General features: G+C 62.8%; 23 protein-coding genes and 4 pseudogenes. 21 read left to right on the top strand and 6 right to left on the bottom strand.

The features are described 5' to 3' along the window. Positions 1 to 74 precede the first annotated feature (74 nt). A pseudogene (locus OHD62_RS33050) lies at positions 75 to 498 on the bottom strand (IS6 family transposase); the annotation flags it as partial. Positions 499 to 1,209: 711 nt separating this feature from the next. Here OHD62_RS33050 and OHD62_RS33045 point away from each other — a divergent pair. From OHD62_RS33045 to OHD62_RS32980, 14 genes are all read left to right on the top strand, one after another. Continuing rightward, the gene (locus tag OHD62_RS33045) at positions 1,210 to 2,412 is read left to right on the top strand and encodes a cytochrome P450 (protein ID WP_263791641.1); all 1,203 of its coding nucleotides are present in this window, start codon (positions 1,210 to 1,212) and stop codon (positions 2,410 to 2,412) included. 94 nt (positions 2,413 to 2,506) lie between these two features. After that, positions 2,507 to 3,796 (top strand): cytochrome P450, encoded by a 1,290-nt coding sequence (locus OHD62_RS33040; protein ID WP_263791640.1) that lies wholly within the window; start codon positions 2,507 to 2,509, stop codon positions 3,794 to 3,796. Position 3,797: 1 nt separating this feature from the next. Next, on the top strand, positions 3,798 to 4,106 hold the full coding sequence (locus tag OHD62_RS33035) for a ferredoxin (protein ID WP_006204698.1): 309 nt from the start codon (positions 3,798 to 3,800) through the stop codon (positions 4,104 to 4,106). Then, complete coding sequence (locus OHD62_RS33030) at positions 4,093 to 4,938, top strand: SDR family oxidoreductase (RefSeq protein WP_263791677.1); 846 nt, start codon at positions 4,093 to 4,095, stop codon at positions 4,936 to 4,938. The genes OHD62_RS33035 and OHD62_RS33030 overlap by 14 nt, the downstream gene beginning before the upstream one ends. Positions 4,939 to 4,947: 9 nt before the next feature. Beyond that, on the top strand, positions 4,948 to 6,291 hold the full coding sequence (locus OHD62_RS33025) for a cytochrome P450 (RefSeq protein ID WP_263791639.1): 1,344 nt from the start codon (positions 4,948 to 4,950) through the stop codon (positions 6,289 to 6,291). A gap of 147 nt (positions 6,292 to 6,438) precedes the next feature. Next, positions 6,439 to 7,437: a polyprenyl synthetase family protein gene (locus OHD62_RS33020; RefSeq protein ID WP_263791675.1), complete on the top strand. Its 999-nt coding sequence runs from the start codon at positions 6,439 to 6,441 to the stop codon at positions 7,435 to 7,437. Positions 7,438 to 7,745: 308 nt separating this feature from the next. Further along, positions 7,746 to 9,296, top strand: a complete 1,551-nt coding sequence (locus OHD62_RS33015; protein ID WP_263791638.1) for a hypothetical protein — start codon at positions 7,746 to 7,748, stop codon at positions 9,294 to 9,296. Then, positions 9,293 to 10,195 (top strand): terpene synthase family protein, encoded by a 903-nt coding sequence (locus tag OHD62_RS33010; RefSeq protein WP_263791637.1) that lies wholly within the window; start codon positions 9,293 to 9,295, stop codon positions 10,193 to 10,195. Before OHD62_RS33015 ends, OHD62_RS33010 begins: the two co-directional genes overlap by 4 nt. Positions 10,196 to 10,280: 85 nt before the next feature. Then, positions 10,281 to 11,366: a type 2 isopentenyl-diphosphate Delta-isomerase gene (gene fni, locus OHD62_RS33005; RefSeq protein WP_263791634.1), complete on the top strand. Its 1,086-nt coding sequence runs from the start codon at positions 10,281 to 10,283 to the stop codon at positions 11,364 to 11,366. Between the two features lie 94 nt (positions 11,367 to 11,460). Next, complete coding sequence (locus OHD62_RS33000) at positions 11,461 to 11,850, top strand: hypothetical protein (protein ID WP_263791632.1); 390 nt, start codon at positions 11,461 to 11,463, stop codon at positions 11,848 to 11,850. A gap of 82 nt (positions 11,851 to 11,932) precedes the next feature. Beyond that, the gene (locus OHD62_RS32995; protein ID WP_263791629.1) at positions 11,933 to 12,328 is read left to right on the top strand and encodes a hypothetical protein; all 396 of its coding nucleotides are present in this window, start codon (positions 11,933 to 11,935) and stop codon (positions 12,326 to 12,328) included. Between the two features lie 142 nt (positions 12,329 to 12,470). Then, positions 12,471 to 13,046, top strand: a complete 576-nt coding sequence (locus tag OHD62_RS32990; RefSeq protein WP_263791627.1) for a hypothetical protein — start codon at positions 12,471 to 12,473, stop codon at positions 13,044 to 13,046. Positions 13,047 to 13,096: 50 nt separating this feature from the next. Then, the gene (locus OHD62_RS32985; RefSeq protein WP_412177450.1) at positions 13,097 to 13,273 is read left to right on the top strand and encodes a hypothetical protein; all 177 of its coding nucleotides are present in this window, start codon (positions 13,097 to 13,099) and stop codon (positions 13,271 to 13,273) included. Between the two features lie 40 nt (positions 13,274 to 13,313). Next, positions 13,314 to 13,805, top strand: a complete 492-nt coding sequence (locus OHD62_RS32980; protein WP_263791625.1) for a hypothetical protein — start codon at positions 13,314 to 13,316, stop codon at positions 13,803 to 13,805. 81 nt (positions 13,806 to 13,886) lie between these two features. Here OHD62_RS32980 and OHD62_RS32975 read toward each other — a convergent pair whose 3' ends face one another. Together OHD62_RS32975 and OHD62_RS32970 are read right to left on the bottom strand one after the other, a co-directional pair. After that, the gene (locus tag OHD62_RS32975) at positions 13,887 to 14,126 is read right to left on the bottom strand and encodes a hypothetical protein (protein ID WP_263791622.1); all 240 of its coding nucleotides are present in this window, start codon (positions 14,124 to 14,126) and stop codon (positions 13,887 to 13,889) included. 198 nt (positions 14,127 to 14,324) lie between these two features. Continuing rightward, positions 14,325 to 14,870, bottom strand: coding sequence for a recombinase family protein (locus tag OHD62_RS32970; RefSeq protein ID WP_263791619.1), 546 nt, complete (start codon positions 14,868 to 14,870; stop codon positions 14,325 to 14,327). A gap of 257 nt (positions 14,871 to 15,127) precedes the next feature. On the opposite strand from OHD62_RS32970, the pseudogene OHD62_RS32965 reads away from it, so the two are divergent. The 3 genes and pseudogenes from OHD62_RS32965 to OHD62_RS32955 all read left to right on the top strand — a co-directional run bounded on the left by OHD62_RS32965 (position 15,128) and on the right by OHD62_RS32955 (position 17,871). Continuing rightward, positions 15,128 to 15,405, top strand: a pseudogene (locus OHD62_RS32965) (DNA -binding domain-containing protein). A gap of 694 nt (positions 15,406 to 16,099) precedes the next feature. After that, positions 16,100 to 16,726 (top strand): hypothetical protein, encoded by a 627-nt coding sequence (locus OHD62_RS32960; protein ID WP_263791617.1) that lies wholly within the window; start codon positions 16,100 to 16,102, stop codon positions 16,724 to 16,726. Positions 16,727 to 16,728: 2 nt separating this feature from the next. Continuing rightward, a complete protein-coding gene (locus OHD62_RS32955; protein ID WP_263791615.1) occupies positions 16,729 to 17,871 on the top strand; it encodes a hypothetical protein in 1,143 nt (380 codons plus the stop codon). Between the two features lie 169 nt (positions 17,872 to 18,040). Here OHD62_RS32955 and OHD62_RS32950 read toward each other — a convergent pair whose 3' ends face one another. Continuing rightward, the gene (locus tag OHD62_RS32950) at positions 18,041 to 18,235 is read right to left on the bottom strand and encodes a hypothetical protein (protein WP_263791614.1); all 195 of its coding nucleotides are present in this window, start codon (positions 18,233 to 18,235) and stop codon (positions 18,041 to 18,043) included. Between the two features lie 65 nt (positions 18,236 to 18,300). Between OHD62_RS32950 and OHD62_RS32945 the strand changes: the two genes are divergently transcribed. Next, a complete protein-coding gene (locus tag OHD62_RS32945) occupies positions 18,301 to 18,912 on the top strand; it encodes a hypothetical protein (protein WP_263791612.1) in 612 nt (203 codons plus the stop codon). 47 nt (positions 18,913 to 18,959) lie between these two features. After that, positions 18,960 to 19,397: a VirK family protein gene (locus OHD62_RS32940; protein WP_263791610.1), complete on the top strand. Its 438-nt coding sequence runs from the start codon at positions 18,960 to 18,962 to the stop codon at positions 19,395 to 19,397. Positions 19,398 to 19,529: 132 nt separating this feature from the next. Here OHD62_RS32940 and OHD62_RS32935 read toward each other — a convergent pair. Further along, positions 19,530 to 19,645, bottom strand: a pseudogene (locus tag OHD62_RS32935) (IS6 family transposase); the annotation flags it as partial. 84 nt (positions 19,646 to 19,729) lie between these two features. On the opposite strand from OHD62_RS32935, the gene OHD62_RS32930 reads away from it, so the two are divergent. Further along, positions 19,730 to 20,418 (top strand): IS6 family transposase gene (locus OHD62_RS32930; RefSeq protein WP_263791609.1). Its coding sequence is split into 2 segments (ribosomal slippage): positions 19,730 to 20,033 and positions 20,033 to 20,418, totalling 690 coding nucleotides; the frame shifts between segments, so codons are not numbered across the junction. Positions 20,419 to 20,612: 194 nt separating this feature from the next. On the opposite strand, the gene OHD62_RS32925 is transcribed toward OHD62_RS32930, so the two are convergent. Further along, complete coding sequence (locus OHD62_RS32925) at positions 20,613 to 21,788, bottom strand: cytochrome P450 (protein ID WP_263791608.1); 1,176 nt, start codon at positions 21,786 to 21,788, stop codon at positions 20,613 to 20,615. 244 nt (positions 21,789 to 22,032) lie between these two features. On the opposite strand from OHD62_RS32925, the pseudogene OHD62_RS32920 reads away from it, so the two are divergent. Next, a pseudogene (locus OHD62_RS32920) lies at positions 22,033 to 22,411 on the top strand (IS6 family transposase); the annotation flags it as partial. Between the last annotated feature and the right edge of the window lie 205 nt (positions 22,412 to 22,616).

Raw genomic sequence — 22,616 nt, 5'->3', positions numbered from 1 at the left:
TTGCTATCGGTTCAACCTTTGTGGGAGCGATGTTCCACGTCGGGCATGAGTTCGTTCTTTGCCGCGCCATATCAACGAAGCTTGTCTGTAGTGGCGCGATGCCATGTTGCTTGAGCAGCTTGTGCAGCAGCCTCAGCGCACCTTACGGTCTCTTCGGCTTTGCACAAGAGCGTCGAGAACATGGCCGTTTGCATCGACCGCTCGCCACAGCCAGTGTTTCCTGCCCTTGATGGAAACGACCATCTCATCAAGGTGCCATTTGTCGGCCAAGGCGCCTTGGACATCCGATGGATCTGGCGGGCATATGCGGCTCCGAACTTGCCTGCCCATTCGCCCACGGTCTGGAAGGAGACCGTGATGCCGCGAACGGCGAGCATTCGACATGGCGAGGGCTGAGCAGAAAGCGGAAGTAGAGCCACACCGCATGGCTGATGATTTCAGCCCGAAAACGATGGCCTTGTAAAGATGACTGGCGGGGTCGGCAGGACGTTCCGTCATGGCGCGACCTACGACGCCAACCTTCGCGCCGAGTTAAGGCGACGGTACCGGCCTCCCCTATTGGGGCACACGGTCAGGTGGCCTGCCATCATGCCAGGACAGGACAACCGATAAAGAAGGTGTCGCCAGTCTGACGTCAGACGACGGTACTTATCCGACACTGTTCTGTCGCCTTTGTTGGGTCCGCGACACCGGCCTATTTCGCCGAGCTCTTGTGGCCTCAGCTAATCCGCTGAAAAGCAATCACAATGTTTTTCTTCTGCTGGGTCGGCCACATTGGCACGAGTTTTGCTGCTCCTTCGTTGCGAGCCGGGAGCCGCCGACCGACCTTCATTCGTGGATGACACCCCGATCGATGGAACGAAGAAAGAAAAGCAAGATGTCAAATCCGCATCAGATAGATGGGACGGGGCCTCGGCGAAACCGCCCCCGACAAAAGGCTCACCGCCCTTGTCGACCCTTGCGCAGGAAATCGTGATGGCCGGCTGCGAAGGCCCACCACACTCGCCTTATCCTGAACTCGAAGGCGTAGATAAGTTCGGCATCTCGCCGCGCGGTATGCCTAGGCAGTTACACGTTGGCCGATCTTGATAATCAAGTCGGGCTACGCCGCGGAGGACGTCGTCTACATGCCGTCTTACGTCATTCGCTGCCCGCAGCGCCTGCCGGTCACCTTCCGCCCTTCCATCGCTTAGAGAGTGAAGTGCCACCATGTCCGAACAACCCTTGCCGACGCTGCCCATGTGGCGCGTCGATCACATCGAGCCCTCGCCCGAGATGTTGGCGCTAAGCGCCAACGGTCCAATCCACCGCGTGCGCTTCCCGTCCGGGCACGAAGGCTGGTGGGTGACAGGCTACGACGAGGCCAAGGCGGTGCTGTCCGACGCGGCGTTCCGGCCCGCGGGAATGCCGCCGGCGGCATTCACCCCGGATTCGGTGATTCTCGGTTCGCCGGGGTGGCTGGTCTCGCACGAGGGGGGCGAGCATGCCCGGTTACGCACGATCGTGGCGCCGGCCTTCAGCAACGGCAGGGTGAAGCTGCTCGCGCAGCAGGTCGAGGCGATCGCCGCGCAGTTGTTTGAGACGCTGGCGGCCCAGCCCCAGCCCGCCGACCTGCGGTGCCACCTCTCCTTTCCGCTTCCGGCCATGGTCATCAGCGCGCTGATGGGCGTGCTCTACGAGGATCACGCCTTTTTCGCCGGGCTGTCCGACGAGGTGATGACGCACCAGCATGAAAGCGGCCCGCGCAGCGCGTCGCGCCTGGCCTGGGAAGAACTGCGCGCCTACATTCGCGGCAAGATGCGGGACAAGCGCCAGGACCCGGGCGACAACCTGCTGACGGATCTGCTCGCGGCGGTCGACCAAGGCAAGGCGACCGAGGAAGAGGCGATCGGCCTGGCGGCGGGCATGCTGGTGGCGGGGCACGAAAGCACCGTCGCGCAGATCGAATTCGGCCTGCTGGCCATGTTCCGCCATCCGCAACAGCGCGAACGCCTGGTCGGCGATCCATCCCTGTTGGACAAGGCGGTGGAGGAAATCCTGCGCATGTACCCGCCGGGCGCGGGCTGGGACGGCATCATGCGCTATCCGAGGACCGACGTGACCATCGCGGGCGTGCATATTCCCGCGGAGAGCAAGGTGCTAGTCGGCCTGCCGGCGACGTCGTTCGATCCGCGCCATTTCGACGACCCGGAAATCTTCGACATCGGACGCGATGAAAAGCCGCACCTGGCGTTCTCCTACGGGCCGCACTACTGCATCGGCATGGCGCTGGCCAGGCTGGAACTCAAGGTGGTGTTCGGTTCGATCTTCCAGCGCTTTCCCGCGCTGCGCCTGGCCGTGGCGCCGGAAGAACTGAAGTTGCGCAAGGAGATCATCACTGGCGGGTTCGAAGAGTTCCCGGTGCTCTGGTGATGCGCGGACGCCGCCGAGAATCGCGATCTTCTCCGCAATTTGCCGGCGCGCCTAGCGCACGCCGGTCAGATCAGCCAGCCAACAGGTAACCAAGATGGACGTGCAAGAAGCCACGGCAGCATGCCGGGACGCCTTCGCCGAACTGGCATCGCCAGCGTGCATCCACGACCCGTATCCGTTCATGCGGTGGTTGCGCGAGCACGATCCGGTGCATCGTGCGGCGTCGGGCCTCTTTCTGTTGAGCCGCCACGCCGACATCTACTGGGCGCTCAAGGCCACGGGCGATGCGTTTCGGGGACCGGCGCCGGGCGAACTGGCGCGCTATTTCCCGCGTGCGGCCACCAGCCTGTCACTCAATCTGCTGGCGTCCACCCTAGCGATGAAGGAACCACCGACGCATACGCGTCTGCGCCGGCTGATCTCGCGCGATTTCACCATGTGCCAGATCGACAACCTGCGGCCGAGCATCGCGCTCATCGTCGCAGCGCGCCTGGACGGCATCGCGCCCGCGCTTGAGCGCGGGGAGGCGGTGGACCTGCATCGGGAATTCGCGCTGGCCTTGCCCATGCTGGTTTTCGCCGAACTGTTCGGCATGCCCCAGGACGACATGTTCGGGCTCGCCGCCGGCATCGGCGCCATTCTGGAAGGCCTGAGCCCGCACGCCAGCGATCCACAGCTCGCCGCGGCGGACGCGGCCAGCGCCAGGGTGCAGGCCTACTTCGGCGACCTCATACAGCGCAAGCGCACCGATCCCCGCCACGACATCGTGTCGATGCTGGTCGGCGCACACGACGATGATGCCGACACGCTGTCGGATGCGGAGTTGATCAGCATGCTGTGGGGCATGCTGCTGGGCGGCTTCGCCACCACTGCTGCGAGCATCGACCATGCGGTCCTGGCGATGCTGGCGTATCCCGAACAGCGGCACTGGCTGCAGGGAGACGCCGTGGGGGTGAAGGCATTCGTCGAAGAAGTCCTGCGCTGCGACGCGCCCGCCATGTTCAGCTCCATTCCGCGTATCGCCCAGCGCGACATCGAACTGGACGGCGTGGTGATCCCGAAGAACGCGGACGTGCGCGTGCTGCTCGCGGCCGGCAATCGCGACCCGGACGCCTTCGCCGATCCCGACCGCTTCGATCCCGCGCGGTTCTACGGCACCAGTCCTGGCATGTCGACCGACGGGAAGATCATGCTGAGCTTCGGCCACGGCATTCACTTCTGCCTCGGTGCGCAACTGGCCCGGGTGCAGTTGGCCGAGAGCCTGCCGCGGATCCAGGCGCGCTTCCCCACGCTGGCATTGGCCGAGCAGCCGACCCGGGAGCCCTCCGCGTTCCTTAGGACCTTCCGCGCGCTGCCGGTGCGGCTGCGTGCGCAGGGGGGCTGAGATGCGCGTCGTGGTCGACCAGGATCTGTGCGGAACCACCGGGCAGTGCGTGCTGACGCTGCCGGGCACCTTTCGCCAGCGCGAACCGGACGGCGTGGCCGAAGTGTGCGTGGCGACGGTCCCGCAGGCGCTGCACGCCGCCGTGCGGCTGGCGGCCAGCCAGTGCCCGGTCGCCGCCATTCGGGTCATCGAAAGCAACGCTGGCGATGACGAGCGCGCCAGCGCCGACCCTGCGCCTTCTCCGGCGGAGGCCGAGCGGCATGCCGCGAAAGACCAACGCAATCCAGGAGGACACGATGGGACGGTTTGAAGGCAAGGTGGCCGTGGTAACCGGCGCCGGCGCCGGCATCGGCAAGGCATGCGCCCTCGCCATCGCGCGCGAGGGCGGCAGAGTGGTGGTGGCCGACATTGATGGCTCGGCGGCCATCGCCTGCACCGCGCAGATCAAGGCCGAAGCGGGCCACGCGCTGGCCCTGGCCATGGACATCGCCGATGCGCAGGCGGTGGCCGCGCTGTTCGAGACGGCGGAGCGGCACTTCGGTGGGGTCGACCTGCTGGTGAACAACGCGAGCGCCATGCATCTGACCCCGCGCGACCGCGCGATCCTCGACTTGGACCTGGCGGTCTGGGATCAGACCATGGCGACCAATCTGCGCGGCACGCTGCTCTGCTGCCGGCAGGCCATTCCACGGATGATCGCCCGCGGCGGTGGCGCGATCGTCAACATGTCGTCGTGCCAGGGGCTCAGCGGTGACACCGCGCAGACGTCCTACGCCGCGTCGAAGGCAGCGATGAACATGCTGTCGGCCTCGCTCGCCACCCAGTACGGTCATGCGCAGATCCGCTGCAACGCGGTTGCGCCGGGTCTCATCATGACCGAGCGTCTCCTCGCCAAGCTGGACGAGTGCATGCAGCGGCATCTGCGCCGGCACCAGCTCCTGCCGCGCGTCGGCAGCCCCGAGGACGTGGCCGCGCTGGTGGCGTTCCTGCTCTCCGACGATGCCGCGTTCATCACCGGCCAGGTCGTGTGCATCGACGGCGGCATGCTGGCGCATGTGCCGACGTACGCCGACGGTGGCAACAGCCGCGCCGCGCGGCCTGCCGGCGACACCGCCGAAGCGGCCGCGGCGCCGCGCTGCTGATGGAGCTGGATGGACATGCTGCTTAACCCGCTGAACCGTCGCCACCGGCTGCGGTACGACATCCCGGTCGTGCCCGGCGCTTTCCCCCTGGTCGGGCATCTTCCCGCCATCGTCGGCGACCTGCCGCGCCTGCTGCGGCGCGCGGAACGGACGCTGGGCAGCCACTTCTGGCTGGATTTCGGCCCTGCCGGACAGCTGATGACCTGCGTGGATCCGGCTGCGTTCGCACTGCTCCGGCACAAGGATGTGTCCTCGGCGCTGATCGAAGAGATCGCGCCCGAATTGCTCGGCGGAACGTTGGTCGCCCAGGACGGCGGCGCGCACCGGCAGGCGCGCGATGCGATCAAGGCGGCGTTCCTGCCCAAGGGGCTGACCCAGGCCGGCATCGGCGACCTGTTCGCGCCCGTCATCCGGGCGCGGGTGCAGGCGTGGCGCGACCGCGGCGACGTAACCATCCTGCGCGAAACCGGCGACCTGATGCTCAAGCTCATCTTCAGCCTCATGGGAATCCCCGCGCAGGACCTGCCGGGATGGCATCGCAAGTACCGGCAACTGCTGCAGTTGATCGTCGCGCCCCCGGTCGACCTGCCCGGGCTGCCCTTGCGGCGCGGCCGCGCCGCCCGCGACTGGATCGACGCGCAGTTGCGCCAGTTCGTCCGCGACGCGCGCGCGCATGCCGCGCGCACCGGGTTGATCAACGACATGGTGACCGCCTTCGATCGCAGCGACGATGCGCTCTCCGATGACGTCCTGGTCGCCAATATCCGCTTGCTGCTGCTTGGCGGTCACGAGACCACCGCCTCGACGATGGCCTGGATGGTGATCGAGCTGGCGCGGCAGCCTGTGCTGTGGGACGCCCTGGTCGAAGAGGCGCAACGCGTGGGCGCCGTGCCGACCCGGCACGCGGACCTGGCGCAGTGTCCGGTCGCCGAGGCGCTGTTCCGCGAGACGCTGCGCCTCCATCCGGCGGTCACGCTCCTGCCGCGTCGCGCGCTGCAGGAATTGCAACTCGGCCAACGGCGCATTCCCGCGGGCACACATCTGTGCATCCCGCTGCTGCATTTCTCGACCTCGGCGCTGCTGCATGAGGCGCCTGATCAGTTCCGCCTGGCGCGGTGGCTGCAACGCACGGAGCCGATCCGGCCAGTGGACATGCTGCAGTTCGGTACCGGCCCACACGTCTGCATCGGCTACCACTTGGTATGGTTGGAACTGGTGCAGTTCTGCATCGCCTTGGCGCTGACCATGCACAAGGCCGGGGTGCGGCCGCGGTTGCTGAGCGGCGTCGAAAAAGGCCGGCGCTATTACCCGACCGCACAGCCGTCCATGACAATCCGCATCGGATTCTCATGAGCTGGCATCGCATGCCCCGTGTGGCGAGGCAGCGGCGCCGGTGAGGCGTGCGGCATTGCTGCACTCGGCGCGCTCGGTGTGACGCCGGCAACACCGCGGTGGCTCGGCGCTCGCCGGGGCCGTGTCAGGTACAAGGACATGAACAACATGCAGACCGGTTCCACACTACACGACGACCGAACTGGCGTTTCCGCGCTCGGCGGATTGGGCGCGCCGGCGCGCGGCGCATCCGGCAGGCTGCTCCCGGAGATCTGGATGCAGGACGGCGCAAAGCGGATCGAACAGGCACTGGCGCGTCTTCTCTGCGCCGAAGACGACGGTGAGACCGAGCTGATGTCGGCGATGCGCTACGCCACCTTGCATGGCGGGAAGCGCACCCGCGCCTTGCTCTGTCTGGCTGCCGGCGCACTGGCCGACACGCCGGCGCACATGCTCGATGACGTCGGCGCCGCCATCGAGATGATGCACGCCTGTACCCTGGTCCACGACGACCTGCCCGCGATGGATGACGACGTGCTTCGCCGCGGCCTTCCGACCGTGCACGTCAAGTTCGGCGAAGCCACTGCGATCCTGGTCGGCGATGCGCTGCAGGCGCACTCCTTCCTGACCCTAGCGAGCCTGGATGCGCCGGGCGACAACCGTATCGCCCTCGTGCGCGAAATGGCGCAGGCGGTGTCCGCCGAGGGTGCCGCAGGCGGGCAGGCCATGGATCTGTCGCTGGTCGGAAAGCACGTCGAGCTGGACAGGATCGTGGCGATGCACCGGATGAAGAGCGGAGCGCTAGTGCGCGCGTCCGTACGCATGGGCGCGCTATGCGCCATCGCGGAGGATGCCGCGCACGCTGCGCTGTACTGTGCGCTTGATCGCTACACCGCCTGTTTCGGCCTGGCGTTGCAGGTGGTCGACGACATTCTCGACGCGACAGCGGATACCGCGACGCTGGGCAAGACCCCCGGCAAGGACGCGGCGGCGCAGAAGCCGACCTGCGCGTCGATCATGGGGCTGCAGGCAGCGCGCCAGTTCGCGCTGGATTTGTTGCGCGACGCCGGAGAGGCCATCGCCCCGCTAGGGCCGCGTGCGGAACGGTTGGCGCAGATGCTGCAGCGGGCCAACGCGTATCTGTTCAAGCACGCGCCATGCGCATGAGGGCGCCCGTCCGCACGGAGTCGCCCCCGTGCCGCTGCGATCGGCCGGCGGCAGCGGTGCATGCTGCACTGTGTCCCAGTCCGCGGCTCCGATCGCAGCGGCTGCCCAGCACGGCAGCGGCGCACGCGGCGCGCTGCGCGCAAGCCTATGCGGCGGACCGGCGCCGGCATCGGGGTGCGTCGCCGCGCCGGAGCAGGGCGGCCGTCCGGCGCTGCCCATGCGCCAGGGCGCGACGGGCCTGCGGCGACGTGCGCGGCGTCTGCCCGATCCTGGTTTCTCGTCAACCGTCTGCGGAAGGAACATCCCGCGTGAACGCGCTGTCCGAACAGATCCTTTCCGAATTGCGCCACCTGCTGGGCGAGATGAGCGACGGCGGCAGCGTCGGTCCGTCCGTCTACGACACGGCGCGAGTTCTGCAGTTCCACGGCGACGTCACCGGTCGGCAGGACGCATACGCGTGGCTCATCGGGCAGCAACAGGCCGATGGCGGATGGGGAAGCGCGGACTTCCCGCTGTTTCGCCATGCGCCCACGTGGGCGGCGTTGCTGGCATTGCAGCGTGCCGATCCTCTTCCCGGCGCTGCCGACGCAGTCCAGGCTGCAACCCGGTTCCTCGAGAGCCAGCCCGATCCCTACGCGCACGCGGTCCCGGACGACGCGCCGATCGGCGCGGAGCTGATCCTGCCGCAGTTGTGCGGCGAGGCCGCATCCTTGCTGGGCGGCGTGGCGTTTCCGCGCCACCCGGCGCTGTTGCCGTTGCGGCAAGCGTGCCGGGTCAAGCTCGGGGGGGTGGCGACATTGCCGAGCGGCCATCCGTTGCTGCACTCCTGGGAAGCCTGGGGGACGTCGCCGACCACCGCATGCCCGGATGACGACGGCAGCATCGGCCTCAGTCCGGCGGCCACCGCCGCGTGGCGTGCGCACGCCGTGACACAGGGGTGCACGCCGCAGGTCGGGCGCGCCGACGCGTATCTGCAGGCGGCATCGCGGGCGACGCGCAGCGGCATCGAAGGTGCCGTTCCCAACGTCTGGCCGATCAATGTGTTCGAGCCATGCTGGTCGCTGTACACCCTGCATCTGGCCGGGCTGTTCGCGCATCCCGCGCTCGCCGAGGCGGTACGCGTGATCGTCGCGCAGCTCGACGCCCGCCTGGGCGTGCGCGGTCTGGGCCCAGCTTTGCACTTCGCGGCCGATGGGGACGACACCGCCGTTGCGTTGTGCGTCCTGCGCCTTGCAGGCCGCGCCCCGGCGGTCGATGCGTTGCGCCATTTCGAAATCGGCGAGCTGTTCGTCACCTTCCCCGGCGAGCGCAATGCCTCGGTGTCGACCAACATCCATGCCCTGCATGCGTTGCGACTGTTGGGAAAGCCCACCGCCGGCACCAGCGCCTACGTCGAGGCCAATCGCAACCAGCACAGTCTATGGGACAACGAAAAATGGCACGTTTCCTGGCTGTATCCCACCGCGCATGCGATCGCTGCGCTGGCGCAAGGCAAGCCCCAGTGGCGCGACGAGCGCGCGCTGGCGGCGCTGCTGCAGGCGCAGCGCGACGACGGCGGCTGGGGCGCCGGTCGCGCGTCCACATTCGAGGAAACCGCCTATGCGCTGTTCGCGTTGCACGTGATGGACGAGAGCGAAGAGCCGACAGGGCGCCGGCGCATCGCGCAGGCTGTGGCGCGTGCGCGGGAGTGGATGCTCGCCCGCCATGCGGCGCATGCATTGCCGCAGACGCCGCTGTGGATTGGCAAGGAACTGTATTGCCCCACCCGGGTCGTGCGCGTGGCCGAACTCGCCGGGTTGTGGCTGGCGCTTCGTTGGGGGCGGCGCGTCCTGGCCGAGGGAGCAGGAGCGGCGCCATGATCCGGACCGAACGCGCGCTGCAGCAGGTGCTGGAGTGGGGGCGTTCCCTGACCGGGTTCGCCGACGAGCATGCCGTGGAAGCGGTCAGGGGCGGCCAGTACATCCTGCAGCGCATCCACCCGAGCCTGCGTGACACCAGCGCCCGCACCGGCCGCGATCCGCAGGACGAAACGCTGATCGTGGCGTTCTATCGCGAACTGGCGCTGCTGTTCTGGCTCGACGATTGCAACGACCTTGGCCTGGTCGCGCCGGAGCAACTCGCCGCGGTAGAGCAGGCGCTGGGGCTGGGCGTGCCGTGCGCGCTCCCCGGATTCGAGGGCTGCGCTGTGCTGCGCGCTTCGCTGGCCGCGCTCGCATACGATCGTCGCGACTATGCTCAGCTTCTCGACGATACCCGCTGCTACTGCGCGGCGCTGCGCGCCGGACACGCGCAGGCGGCAGGGGCGGAACTCTGGTCCTACGCCGAGTACCTGCACAACGGCATCGATTCGATCGCCTACACGAACGTGTTCTGTTGCCTGTCGTTGCTGTGGGGGCTGGACATGGCGACCTTGCGCGCGCGTCCGGCGTTTCGCCAGGTCCTGCGACTCCTCTCCGCGATAGGGCGCCTGCAGAACGATCTGCATGGACGCGACAAGGACAGGTCGGCCGGCGAGGCCGACAACGCGGCGATCCTGCTGCTGCAGCGCTATCCGGCTATGCCTGTGGTGGAGTTCCTCAACGACGAGCTGGCCGGCCATACGCGCATGCTGCACCGGGTGATGGCGGAAGAACGCTTTCCCGCGCCGTGGGGACAGTTGATCGAGGCCATGTCGGCCATCCGCGCGCAGTACTACCAGACCTCGACCAGCCGCTACGGCAGCGACGCTGCGGGGGGAGACCAGCGTGCGCCGGCCTGAACGCGCGGGAGGCGGCGGCGTGCGCGCGCTGCCGTCGGTCCGATCCGACGCAACACCGTCGCCCGATGCGACGGATGGAGCGAGCATGAGCGACACCGCCCTGAGCCGGCGCAAGGACGACCATCTGGACATCGTGCTGGATCGGCGAACGGCGCTGGCCACGGTCGCCGCCGGCTGGGAGTACATCCGTTTCGAACACTGCGCATTGCCCGAGTTGGACCTGACGCAGATCGACCTGCGCGCCTCGCTGCTGGGCAAGACCATGCGCGCGCCGCTGCTGATCAGCTCCATGACCGGCGGCATGCCACGGGCCGAGGCCATCAACCGGCATCTGAGCGAGGCAGCGCAAGTCTTGGGGATCGCCATGTGCGTCGGTTCGCAGCGCGTGAGCCTGCAATCCCGCAACTCCCAGGGGCTGACGCGCGCGCTGCGCCGCCTGGCCCCGGACATTCCCTTGCTGGCCAATATCGGCGCCGCGCAACTGCGCGAGGCCGACGGCCTGGGCCTGGCGCGCCGGGCGGTGGATGCGCTGGAGGCCGATGGACTCATCGTCCATCTCAATCCGCTGCAGGAAGCGGTACAGCCGGAGGGCGACCGCGACTGGCGCGGCGTCCTGGCGCAGATCGCTCGCGCCGCGCGCAGCGTGGGCGTGCCGATCGTGGCCAAGGAAGTGGGGTCGGGCCTGTCCGCCTCGGTGGCCTGTGCCCTCGTCGAGGCGGGCGTGGCGGTGATCGATGTCGCCGGCGCCGGCGGCACCAGTTGGGCCGCGGTGGAGGGCGAGCGCGCCCGCGATGCCGCCGACCGTGCAGTGGCGATGGCGTTCGCCGATTGGGGGATTCCGACCCCGGCCAGCGTGCAGGCGGTACGTCGGGCGCTGCCAACGGTGAAGCTGATCGCGTCGGGCGGGATCCGCGACGGTGTCGACGTGGCCAAGGCCATCCGCCTGGGCGCGGACATCGCCGGGCAGGCGGCCGGCGTGCTGCGCGCGGCTACGGTATCCACCGAGGCGGTTGTCGCGCATTTCGAGATCGTCATCCGCCAGTTGGCCGTCGCCTGCTTCTGCACCGGCTCGGCTGATCTGGCGGCTTTGCGTCAGGCGCGCTTGTTGCCCTCGGCGCATCTGCCCGCCGGCTTATGCCGGCGTCGCCCGCACGTGGCGGCGGGCGCCTAGTCTTACTGAGTCAGAAAGTCACGGATGCGGGGGGATTCGCGCTGGTCGCGGATTTGTTAGGGTGCTGCTTCGTGATCAGGGAAGCGCCCCCGCCATGCCCGACTGGACAGCCGAGAGTGAAGCCGCATTCGATGCCTATGTCGATGCTTCGATCGGGGTGATCGGCCACGCCGACCGAGCTGAGCCCCTGAAGGGAGACCGGCTGTTGCCATCCCACACCGACATGACCCAGCCTCGCGACAACTTCCGCAAGGGGTTGGACAGGTTCAAAGCTCTGCCCGGAGTCCCCGAGTATTTCCAGCTCTACGACCTCAAGCGGATCACCATTTCGCTGATGCTGGCCGGCCAAGGGGTCTCGCACGAGGCCATATCACACTACGTCGACCATAAAGGGAATCTTGAAACCACCATGATCTACGATCTTGGCCTGGTCGACCCTCTGGGGCCGGTCACCGAAAAGCTCGGCGCCCTCCTCGGCATATAAGGCTTGACGTCATTTTTTTGGCTGTGAGGCAATGAACCTGCGGCGATCTCTGCCGCAAATCCCATCAAGGAAAGTATGGCTCATGGACGCCCTGCAAGCGTTGGTGCTGACCAGCGCGCAATTGCGCGACATGCTGACGGAAGCTGCGAAACTGGGGGCCGCCCTCGCCGTCGAAGAGCTTCGAGCAGACCTTCACCAGACACCGGACGATGCAACCTTACAAAAGCTCCGCGGCTACCTGGCTGACCCAGGTTCCCTCGCCAATCCGAATGACCACTGGGCGCATAGCGAGCTCATCCGTCGGATCCAGACAACGGCACGCGGCAAGCCAAAATCCACGGCGTGGTTCATGAAGTTCCAGCGGGAGACCGGTCTGAACGAGTGTTTTACCCGCTCAAGCCCTGCTTATGGCCGACGCAGGGAATGGTCATTCGCTGACATCAAATTAGCGCTGGATGCTTATTATCGCAAACCGTAAAAGGCGAATCCGTTGATTAGTGACTTATAAGGTGCTGGCAGTATCTGTCTTATTTTGGTGGATACGCTTAGGAGGATTGAATCCACCATCCAACTGCAAGTATGTAAGAAATAATTTCCTTATCAAACACAACGAGGATAGCATGATTATCGGTGACGCACTTTTCCGCAACAACGATTTGGACAATTACCTACGGGCTCAGGTTGGCGCGGTTGACGAGCACGTGCGCAAGACCGTCTCCAAAGCAGACTTAGGGAAGACCGATTCCGAGATCGCCCAGCAGCATCTGCCAGGTGCTCGGGTCGAACCACTGCAGGTAGACTTCGAAAATCCCCAAAAGGACGTGAGCGAGGCGCGTGTGCGTGTCCATGACGTTTTTGATGGTGCAGTCACGATCGACGGAGTTCGCGCGACCCGCAGCTTCGCATTCACGGGCGATCCAGATCTCTTTTCGCTCAAGACCAATCCCTATTCGAGTGTATTGCCCCATGGTCTCGTCAGAGGCAACCGCATCGTCATCGGCATGGAAGGCCGCAACGACGTGGAGACGTTGAAACGCGAGATCGATCGCCAAGAGCAAACCCTGCGCGAGTATGTCGAACGCTCAAAAGCACAGGTCGATGCGCATAACGCTAAATTAGAGGCCCTGCTAATTGAGGCCATTGCGCGCCGGCGGAAAGCTCTCGTCGGGATCGACGCCCTCAAAGACCGTATTTAGGAGAAGCATGAAACAGTTGGCCGAGAACAGGCGACCGGATAGAGGCGGATATGCGAAGCCACGACGGCGTTGTTGGAAATTGGGCACTCTTAACTGAAGACGAGGCGATAGAAGCCGCGATCGAAAAGCACAGCAAGGACCCTACCACGTCGGTCGCCTATTGGGCCCTGGAAGCGTCTGGCAACGGCGATGATCCAGATATCGGTTCTGGTTCAATCTGTTTCTGAGACTTTCCAAAAAGGATCATATCGGGTGGGCTTAGCGTAAATGGCGATGACAGAAAACAGATACCCAGGAGAGCTCGCCTCCCCGCATCAGATCCATGCACTGGCGGAAGAATACCGAAAGGGGGCACACCTGCTCCTTCCGCTCGGCAGACCCGGAAAACCGCTCACCAGAGCGCCGTTCAGATTATCGGCCATCCACGCGATCGAACTCTATCTGACCGCGCTTTTGCTCCACCGTGGCCACGATCCCAATCAAATCCGCAAGATGCACCACGACCTGGCGGCGCGGGCGAAGCACACCGTCGATGCGGGGCTGCGCCTTCGCGCGAAAACCGCCAATCATCTTCAGTCCCTCAGCCAGAACCGGGAATATCTCATCACCCGCTACGGCCCGGAGCTGGCGGCAACCGTCTCGCAGATCAACCGGCTTACCGCCACCCTTGAAGAGGTGGCGGCAAAGGTTACCCTTTTGATCGCGCCGTCCTCAAAAACGGCCCCACTGCCAAAAGCGCCCGCAGTAGGCAAGGCTTGAGCGGATTACCGGTCTGCATGTTTCAGGGCTGCGGTTCGGCCTCATTGTCTGCATCAACGGCCAGAGCAATGACATGATGAATTAGGAATAATCAATGTAGTACGCGACCTCGTCGCGCGGCATCGGCAGCTTGTCGATTAGGTCATTAGCCAGCCAACTGTCGATGTAGTCACCGGCATCCCAAAGACTTCGGGTCAGTTCCTCATTGTTCGGTTCAATTCGCTCAATAACACGCTCGAACGCGGCGTTGGCGGCGTCGATCAGTACAGCGCGGTCGGCCCCTGCAACGGGCAGGGACGCAATAACGGCATGGGTATCCATGACGGTCGTTTCCTTATGGAATGGCGGTCTCTTGCCTCAGCCTGCCGGTCGCCATGCCGACGCTGGTTCTTCGTGTGGTGGCCAATCAAGGCGCCAGGCGCCACCTTATGCTCACATGCGCACAAGCAGGATACTCGGGAATTTGGCAGATGCACCAAGGCAGAAGGGACACCGAAACGCGAGGGCGCTGCGCCCGCCCTACGGATGCAGCCGCGATATCGTGCTGTTGCTGACATTGTAGCTATGGGCAACCTCACGCCTAGCCTCGCCTGCAGCGAGCCGCGCTAATGCCTCTCGCCTCTGCTGCTGTGAGAGTTTGGGCTTGCGGCCGAACTTGACGCCCCTGGCTTTGGCGCGGGCGCGCCCGTTCGATGTGTTCTCCAAAATTCTGCGTCGCTGCCATTTCGCGGCCCATCCGACAAGGAACAGGACAAGATCCGACATTTCCGACGTAGTGTCGATGAATGGTTCGTCCAGCAGGCGGAGCCCCGCGCCCGCTGACGTGACTGTCCTGAGGATATGCAGCATATCGAAAGGATCCCGTGCGATGCGGTCGCTGACGACGGCATGGACAACGTCGCCGGGCTTCAGGGCCTTTAGCAGCCGCTGCAACTGGCGGCGGTTGGCATCCTTGCCGCTGCGCTTTTCAAAGAAAATCCTATCGCAGCCTGCCGCCTGCAGGCGCTCGATCTGGGCGGCCAAGTCCTGCGCTTCAGTGGGTACCCGCGCATAGCCGTGTTTCATTCACATAGACCTCCACTGTTGCTCCAAAAGTCACGAGATTTGCAACATCCCTGCCCTGATCTGCCCATATCCTCGGTGCTGGGTCACGACTGTTTGCCTAAATTTTGTGCATAAAAGCCAATGCCGCGTTAGTTAGCGTGGGCTTATGTTCAAAACTCAAATCTCGTGATTTTTGCATTGACGATGGGATTCCAGCGTGTGGCCGAAGCGCCCTGCTGGCGCCAATGACCATCGCCAGCTCCAACCCTGAGGATAATATGAGGATGAGGAAGCCCCTGAGACTGGGAGCAGACGAGGCACCGACTTCGTCGATCCTTACCGGGTATGATGAAGGCGTTTGCTGACCTACATCCGCCTGCTCGACGCGGCCGCCGAAGATGCCGACTGGCGGCAAGTTGCCAAGATTGTCCTGCACATCGACCCCGCGACCGAACCCGATCGCGCGTTCCGGGCGTGGGAGACCCATCTCGCACGTGCCCGGTGGATGACGACGAACGGCTATCGATATCTGCTGGCCGGTGGGGCGCCGCATTAGAGCTCTATGCGGGCTTGCCGTTAATCAAGGGCCGGTCGATTCCACTGTGACTTTAAGCGCGCACCGACGCTCACTGACGCTGGCTGCCGTCACGTCAACTTTTGCCGCGACCCCGTCTTGATTTTAATCGATTCACCTCCCACCTGTCTTTCGAGCACCAGCGCCCGGAACATTCGGATGCTGCGACAATTTATACCAAAGCCCCTGCGCGATTGCTTGTTGACAGATTGAAAATACCCGGTATTTTCAGTGTTGGCACGCCGGACCGGTATTTACATCGAATTTGAAATATGCCTAAACAAATGGCAGGTGACGTTTCCGTCACCTGCCATTTGTTTGGTTGTGAACTTGCGGTCTGTGTGGTGCCGTAGGACGCTTTCAGACCGCTAGTCCGAACCCTCAGCAAGTCGGTATCTAGTGCCAGATGGTAGTATTGGCAACCACCTGGACATCCTCCCATGTCTAATGACAACCTCTACAAGCCTGGTGAAAAGGCCCCCACGTCGGGGCAGTACGAGATCACCGGCCCCCGCGGTGGTGGTACGGGTATTGAACGTACCGTGACCAAAGGCGAACCTCTGCCGCCTCCCTTGGAGTCGGGCCAGAAGTACCGGCTGACCGACCCTACGAAGACTAGGTAAAGGTCTGGGGCGGCGGCTTCGGCCGTCGCCCTCCAGTCACCAGAGGGCGTTCCATGCTTGAACATGAATATACCGTGCTCGGTGGCGTGAATCGGGCGCGCATTGGGCACTATCTGGGCGTGATCTCCAGTATCGTCTCTGCGGGAGTCGTGTTTGTTTTCCTATGGGCGGTCGATCTCGCCAAGACCTTCGGCATCTCGCCTAATGTGCCTCCATCGGTGCTTTCGTTGCTCGGCGCCGGCACCGTTTTCATCGTACTCTATTGGATTCTTGACCGCTTTGCCTGGCGGTGGAACCTGCTCTCCAAGGTCCTCAAAGTACCCAATCTTTCGGGCGAATGGGATTGCGATGGCCAGACTCTCAATCCCGATGGCACCCCCGGCTTCCAATGGAAAGCCAAGATAACCATCGTCCAGAGTTGGGATCGAATTCGCGTCCGCCTGAAGACCGCCCAGTCTGGATCTAACAGCACCAGCGCAGCGCTCATTCATGACGAGGCCGACGGCTATCGGCTTTTCTATGGCTACAAGAACGATCCGAACATTGGCGAAACCGAGCTGAAGAGTCACCGTGGCTCGGCCGAGATTACGTTCGCCAAGGATCTGCGATCCGGTAAGGGCGAATATTTCAACGGATATGGCCGCTACACGTTCGGCCAAATGAACCTCACGAGGCTCTAAACATGGCCACTGATATCAACAAACGCCTTGCCCAACTGAAGACGCGCCGACGCGGGACAGACCGCCTCGGTCGTCTGAGCGAGACGGCAAAAACCGACGTGCTCCTGAAAAGCCTTGCGGATGAGAACTGGCAAACCCGCGCTGCGAACCAGCCGTATACCCGGTATGCACTTGGTGCGATGCAGGAGGTCGGCCCGGAATACACGCGCATCAGCATTGAAACAGCCGAGCGTGTCGGAAAGCAGTTAGATGAGAAGCTGAGCGCTGCCGGTTGGACGGTGGAATTCCGCCTCCAAGGCTCTGTCCCCCTGAATGTCCATATCAGGGGCGTCAGCGACGTCGACCTGCTAAATCTTGAACTCGAATTTTTCACCTATTATGTGGCAGGCGTCAAAGCGCGGTCTGGTCTTTACACATCGCCCAGCCAAGACACGTCCCTTGGCCGTTTGATGCGTCTGCGCAAAGAGGCCGAAAAGATTCTCATCGCCGCCTATCCAGCCGCCGACGTTGACGTCTCTGGCGGCAAAGCCATTGCGATTTCTGGGGGTTCGCTCGCGCGGCCGGTTGACGTCGTGCCGTCGCACTGGATCGACACCACGGACTACCAGTCGTCAAACCTCGAGCGCGATCGTGGCGTGAAGATTTTGAACAAGAAAGTTCCCGAGACGATCGACAACTTGCCGTTTTTGCATATCGGCCGCGTGCACGACCGGGATCAAAATGAGGCTCATGGCGGCCTGAAGAAGGCTATCCGCCTGTGCAAGAATGTCAAAAATGACGCCATAGAGGATGGCAAGACGGTCGACCTTCCGAGCTTCGACATAGCGGCAATCATGTACCATGCGGACCAAGCCGCTTTACGCACAGGCGTGTTCTACGAACTCGCGGTACTTGCCGAAACGCAGCGGTTTTTGGACAGATTGTGGCAGGACAAAACCTTTGCACGAACGCTATCTGTGCCAGATGGTTCGCGCCGTATTTTTGACAGCGAGAGCAAGTTCGGCGGGCTTCTTACGCTTTCGTCTGAAATGGATGAACTTGCCCGCCAGGTCGCGCGCGAACAAAGCGTTGCTCTGCGATATCAGGAATCAATCCCGCTTGAAGACAGCCGAAAGGCGATTTCGGGCGTTTTCGTGCCAGGCTAGGCAGCGACAAGCTATTCCCACAAGCGAAGCCGCGCTTCTTGGGTGGGCGGGGAGCGCGAGGGGCGAGCCTGGGGCGCCCTCGCCTGGCCTTGGCCGGTTCGACACCGGCCTGAGGACATTCCGCACAAAAACCCGGGGCATTTCTGCCCCGGGCCAAGGTTTCCGGCCTTTATTCGGCGGCGAGCGCCACCTCAGTGCCGCTTTGACTGCCCGGCATCCGCAGGACGGCGGGGAGCCAACCCTTGCCGTCCAGTTCCTTCTCGGCTTGCAAAACGCCTTCGGCTTTCGGGGCACGTTCGACCGCAGTCGCGGCATTTTCCGCGCACCCGGCCTCGCGCACTACGCCCGCGATGTCGGCTTTCAACAGCCTTGACAGGAATGCGGCCTCCGGCGTCCACCACAGACGCGACGGACCGAAAAGACGGTTTGGTGTTCAAGAAGCTGAACGGGCGTCGGATGAGAAACGCGCTCTGGCCTCTTTTCGCCGCCGCGATCTGCAAGCAACCCCTTGATCAGTGGATCACCCTACTGCCGATGAATGTTGCCGAGCGGGCTGGATGTGGAAACAGCAGCAATCCTGCTGCTACGGTTATCCACTGGGATCAGACATCGCGCCCCGGAAATCACGAGACACAAGCAAACTCAGTTCACGCTTCGTTCGACCTTAGCGTACGATTTTGGGCAGCTCTTGTTCTGACCCCATGGACGCACATCTTCATCAGCCGTCAGTTAACTTTACGGTGCCAGACGGTGGGGCTCGTCAGCTTCTCGAAAGCTTGCCCGAGTAGTTTTGAGCCTCCGGTGATCTACAACCGTGAGGCTAGCGTGGACGTATCTAATTTCAGTCCAATGGATCCGGCATGGCGGGAGACGTTCTACGCCATGCAACGGCAGCCGGTGGGACACGCCGGGCGCGATGGCTTTGAGCAGCACTTGCTGCGCGAGGCAGGCCGCGCCGATGCCGACCCCGTCGCAGGGGTCCATGCGCCTCGAGATCGCTTTTATCCTCACTGCCGAACGCAATCTGCACTGGCCCAATAGCGTCGGCATGCCCTCGCTTCTGAACGTCGCTCCAAATAGGATTACCTATGAAATCTATGCTACCCACCCTGTTCGGGATACTTTTGGCTACGACTGCCAATGCTGCCAATGATAGTCATGTACTAGCAACCTTTCCCCAGATTGAGCTTGCGCTGACTGCCGGCAAGCAAGTGGATGTTATGGTCGATTTAGGTTTGTGTACTCCGGCGAACGGCGATACGCCGCCGACGAAGACGCGAGGAGGCATTCGCATAGATGGGTATAGAATCACTTCTGACGGCACCCTCGCTTTTGCGGATCAGCATTTTACGATTGATCGTGACGGTAAGCCCATTCTTCAATTTCTTCGCTACCAAATCCGGTTGGACGGTGACGCCGAACTCACCATGGTCGTATTCAACATGCCAAGCTATGAGAGAAAAGGTACCAGCTTGGCCTACAAATGCGCGATCAGTCACGGGTTGAGTTTCTTCGCTCCACAGTGATCGCTGGCGGCGATGTCACGTTGTCCGAATATAAACGCGTTGAGACCTGCGGCGGCACTGTAAAGTTATCAGCGGATTGATGCAGCGATAGCTGGCCGAGACGGCTGTGATGCGTGACGATGATGCCGCGGGCGCCAGCATGTCCTCAACCATGCGCAGACTGAGCGGAAAGCGAAAGTAGAGCCATACCGCGTGCGCAATGATAAGCGGTGGCGACGATAGAGCGGATCACGAGCAACTTCTGACATGGCCCCATGCTCTGAGGATGTGTTGCAAAGTTTTTGGTGACCAGACGCATGGCGTTAGGCTCCGGTGTTCCCCGGAGAGTTGAGATGTTCAAAGGCCGCCATTTCGACCAATCTGTGATCTTGCTTTGCATTCGCTGGTATCTGGACTACGGACTGAGCCTACGCGACCTTCGAGAAATGATGGCGGAGCGTGGCATTAGTGTCGATCATTCAACGATCCATCGCTGGGTCGTTCATTTCGCGCCGCTGCTGATAGAACGCTTTAACCGGCGCAAGCGCCCCGTGACCGGCAAATGGCATGCGGACGAGACCTACATCAAGGTCCGCGCGCGATGGATGTACCCCAATCGCGCCATCGACACCGTCGCGTTCTGGTTCAGTGAATACCGGATTTGCCGCCCGCCAAGCGTTTCTTCACAAAAGCGTTGGCACGCCATGGCCGTCCCGATCGCATCGTCATCGACGGCAGTCAGACCAACGGGGAAGCCATCGTTTCCTGCGATGCCACAAGTCGATTGCAGGATTGCTCCCGGCACCGGTCGAAGCCGATCCGCATCCGCCAAAGCCAATACCTCAATAACCGCATCGAGCAAGATCATCGGCGCATCAAGCACCGCGTGCGGCCGATGCTCGGTGTCAAATCGACGGACGCCGCCGCGGTCACCCTGTCCGGCATCGAGATGGTCCACATGATGCGCAAACGACAGGCGCGGTACGCCTTCAATCCGAACCCGTCTCTCGCCGAGCAGTTCGAAAGCCTCGCTGCCGCATGAGGTTGCCACCACTCTGGCAAATTCTCTGACCAGACGAAACTTTGCAATGGAACCCTCGACACTGGGCTATCTGAGCCTCGTAGAGTTCGAGGAACGAGCTATGTTGGCTTAACTGCGGGTCCGAAAAACCGGCAGCATGCCGTTGCGTCACTTTGCCAGAGAATGACAACCATAGAAGCTCAAAGCGTAATTAGTCATGACAGCTTAACCGGCAAATTGATCGGCCCTCGAAAGCCGAAGCCGCGCCATTGCACCACCTGAGGATCCGGCAGCGTCATATTCGGAAAACGCTCGAATAGCATGGCCAGCATGATTGCCCCTACGGTTTGACGCGAGATTTGCGCGCCTGCACAGTGATGCGGCCCCGAGCCGAAGGATTGATGCGGAATCTTTTGGCGGAAGACGTTGAAGCGCTCTCCGTCTTCGAAGACCTCTTCATCGCGATTGGCCGAAGCTTGGATGGTCATCACGGTATCGCCCTTCGGAATAAGAAAACCGCGAATCTCCGTGTCCTCCCGCACGAGGCGCGAACTCGCCTGGATCGGAGCAATCCACCGCACGCCCTCCTCGAAGGCCTGCCCCCAGCATTGCTGCCTCTTGACCTCCTCGAACTGCTCGGGATTGGTCAGCAATCCGTAGACGATCGTGCCAAGAGCGTCGCGGGGCTCGTTAATTCCCCCGCCAATGGCGATCTTGATGTTGGCATACATCTGACTCATGGGTATCGGATCAGGCGCGTTCACCATGATCGCGAAAGCCGAGGGGTTCGGCTCCGCCCGGTGCTTTTCGATTAGGTTGTCGAAGAGCCTGTTCATCTCGGCATTGGCTTCGTCCGATCGCTCGAATGGCTCCGGCCGCCATCCAAAATTGCCCGCCCCGTCGATCAGCCGCTGCGACCAGCGTATCATCTCTGCGTCGGATGCTCCGCAAATCCCGAGGATATGTGCGAGAATGCGGGCGGCCACCGGGCCGCAGATCTCTGCAAACAGATCCACTGTGCCGCCGCGCGGAAGGCGATCCAGATACTCGTTCACGATGTCGCGATAGATTGGCGCCCAATGTTCCGCGATAGTCTTGGGGGCGAAAGCCATGGCCATGGCCATTCTTTCGCGGGCATGTTCCGCGCCATCTTTTCGCATCAGAGTATGGGCCTGAAAGGCCGGCTTCATCGGTGTGTTGGGATCATCCGAACTGAAGCGCTCTGGTTGGTCCTTCACCATTTTCGTGTCGGAGGCCTTAGTGAGAAATGTCCGCTTCACGGAGGCAACGTGCACCACGGGGGTCTGCGCGCGCATCCGGCGATAGATCGGATATGGGTCGAATGTAAGCTCGTCGATCGTGGATACCCGATCTACTGGCAGCAGTCGCATTGCGGGACTTCTCCTGTTAGTTCATTTGATATCAGCCGACGTACGCTCCGTCCGCGGACGAAGACGCTTGAAAGATCGTGCGGCGGCGCTGTCAGCCGGCTTCTTCTGGTCTTCGATGCCCCGGGCCCGCGCGCTGTCTAAGCGAGGACATGGGCTATCGCAATGACCCAGACCGGTTCTGTCGCAAACTTTTCGGAAAGATCATTTGCTGCATGACGCTTGCTCTTTTTTCCGGGAGTTTGTCATGTTCAAAGGCCGCCATTTCGATCGATCCGTGATCCTGCTGTGCGTTCGCTGGTATCTTGCCTACAATCTCAGCCTACGTGATCTGGAAGAGATAATGGCCGAGCGCGGCATTCACGTCGACCATTCCACTGTCCACCGCTGGGTCGTGCATTTTTCGCCTCTGCTGCTTGAACGCTTCAATCGGAGAAAACGTCCGGTCACCGGCAAGTGGCACGTTAATGAATGTCCGGGTGCGCGGTCGCTGGATGTATCTCTACCGCGCCGACGACAGCGTGGGCGACACGGTCGAGTTCTTCTTCAGCGAGAACCGTGACCTGCCGACGGCCAAACGCTTCTTCATCGACGGCAGCCAGACCAATCACGAGGGCTCTGTCGCAGGGTCGATGTGCAAAACGATCTTGGCAACCTCTCGCCAGTCGGCATCTTCAGCGGCCGCGTCGAAACGGTCGCGCATGCACGTGATATTCTCAAGTCAAAAGCAAAAGGCATGACGATCGCTGGAACCATCCAGCCGAAGAAGGCGGCCTAGAATCCTGGCTGGTCTTTCATGTGGAAGCCTGAGACTGTGAGCTTAGCGAGAAC

The organism is Mesorhizobium sp. YC-39 (assembly GCF_025753795.1).
GTDB lineage: Bacteria > Pseudomonadota > Alphaproteobacteria > Rhizobiales > Rhizobiaceae > Mesorhizobium.
Note: the sequence above shows the minus strand (reverse complement) of the source record. Positions and strands in the feature narration are given on the sequence as shown.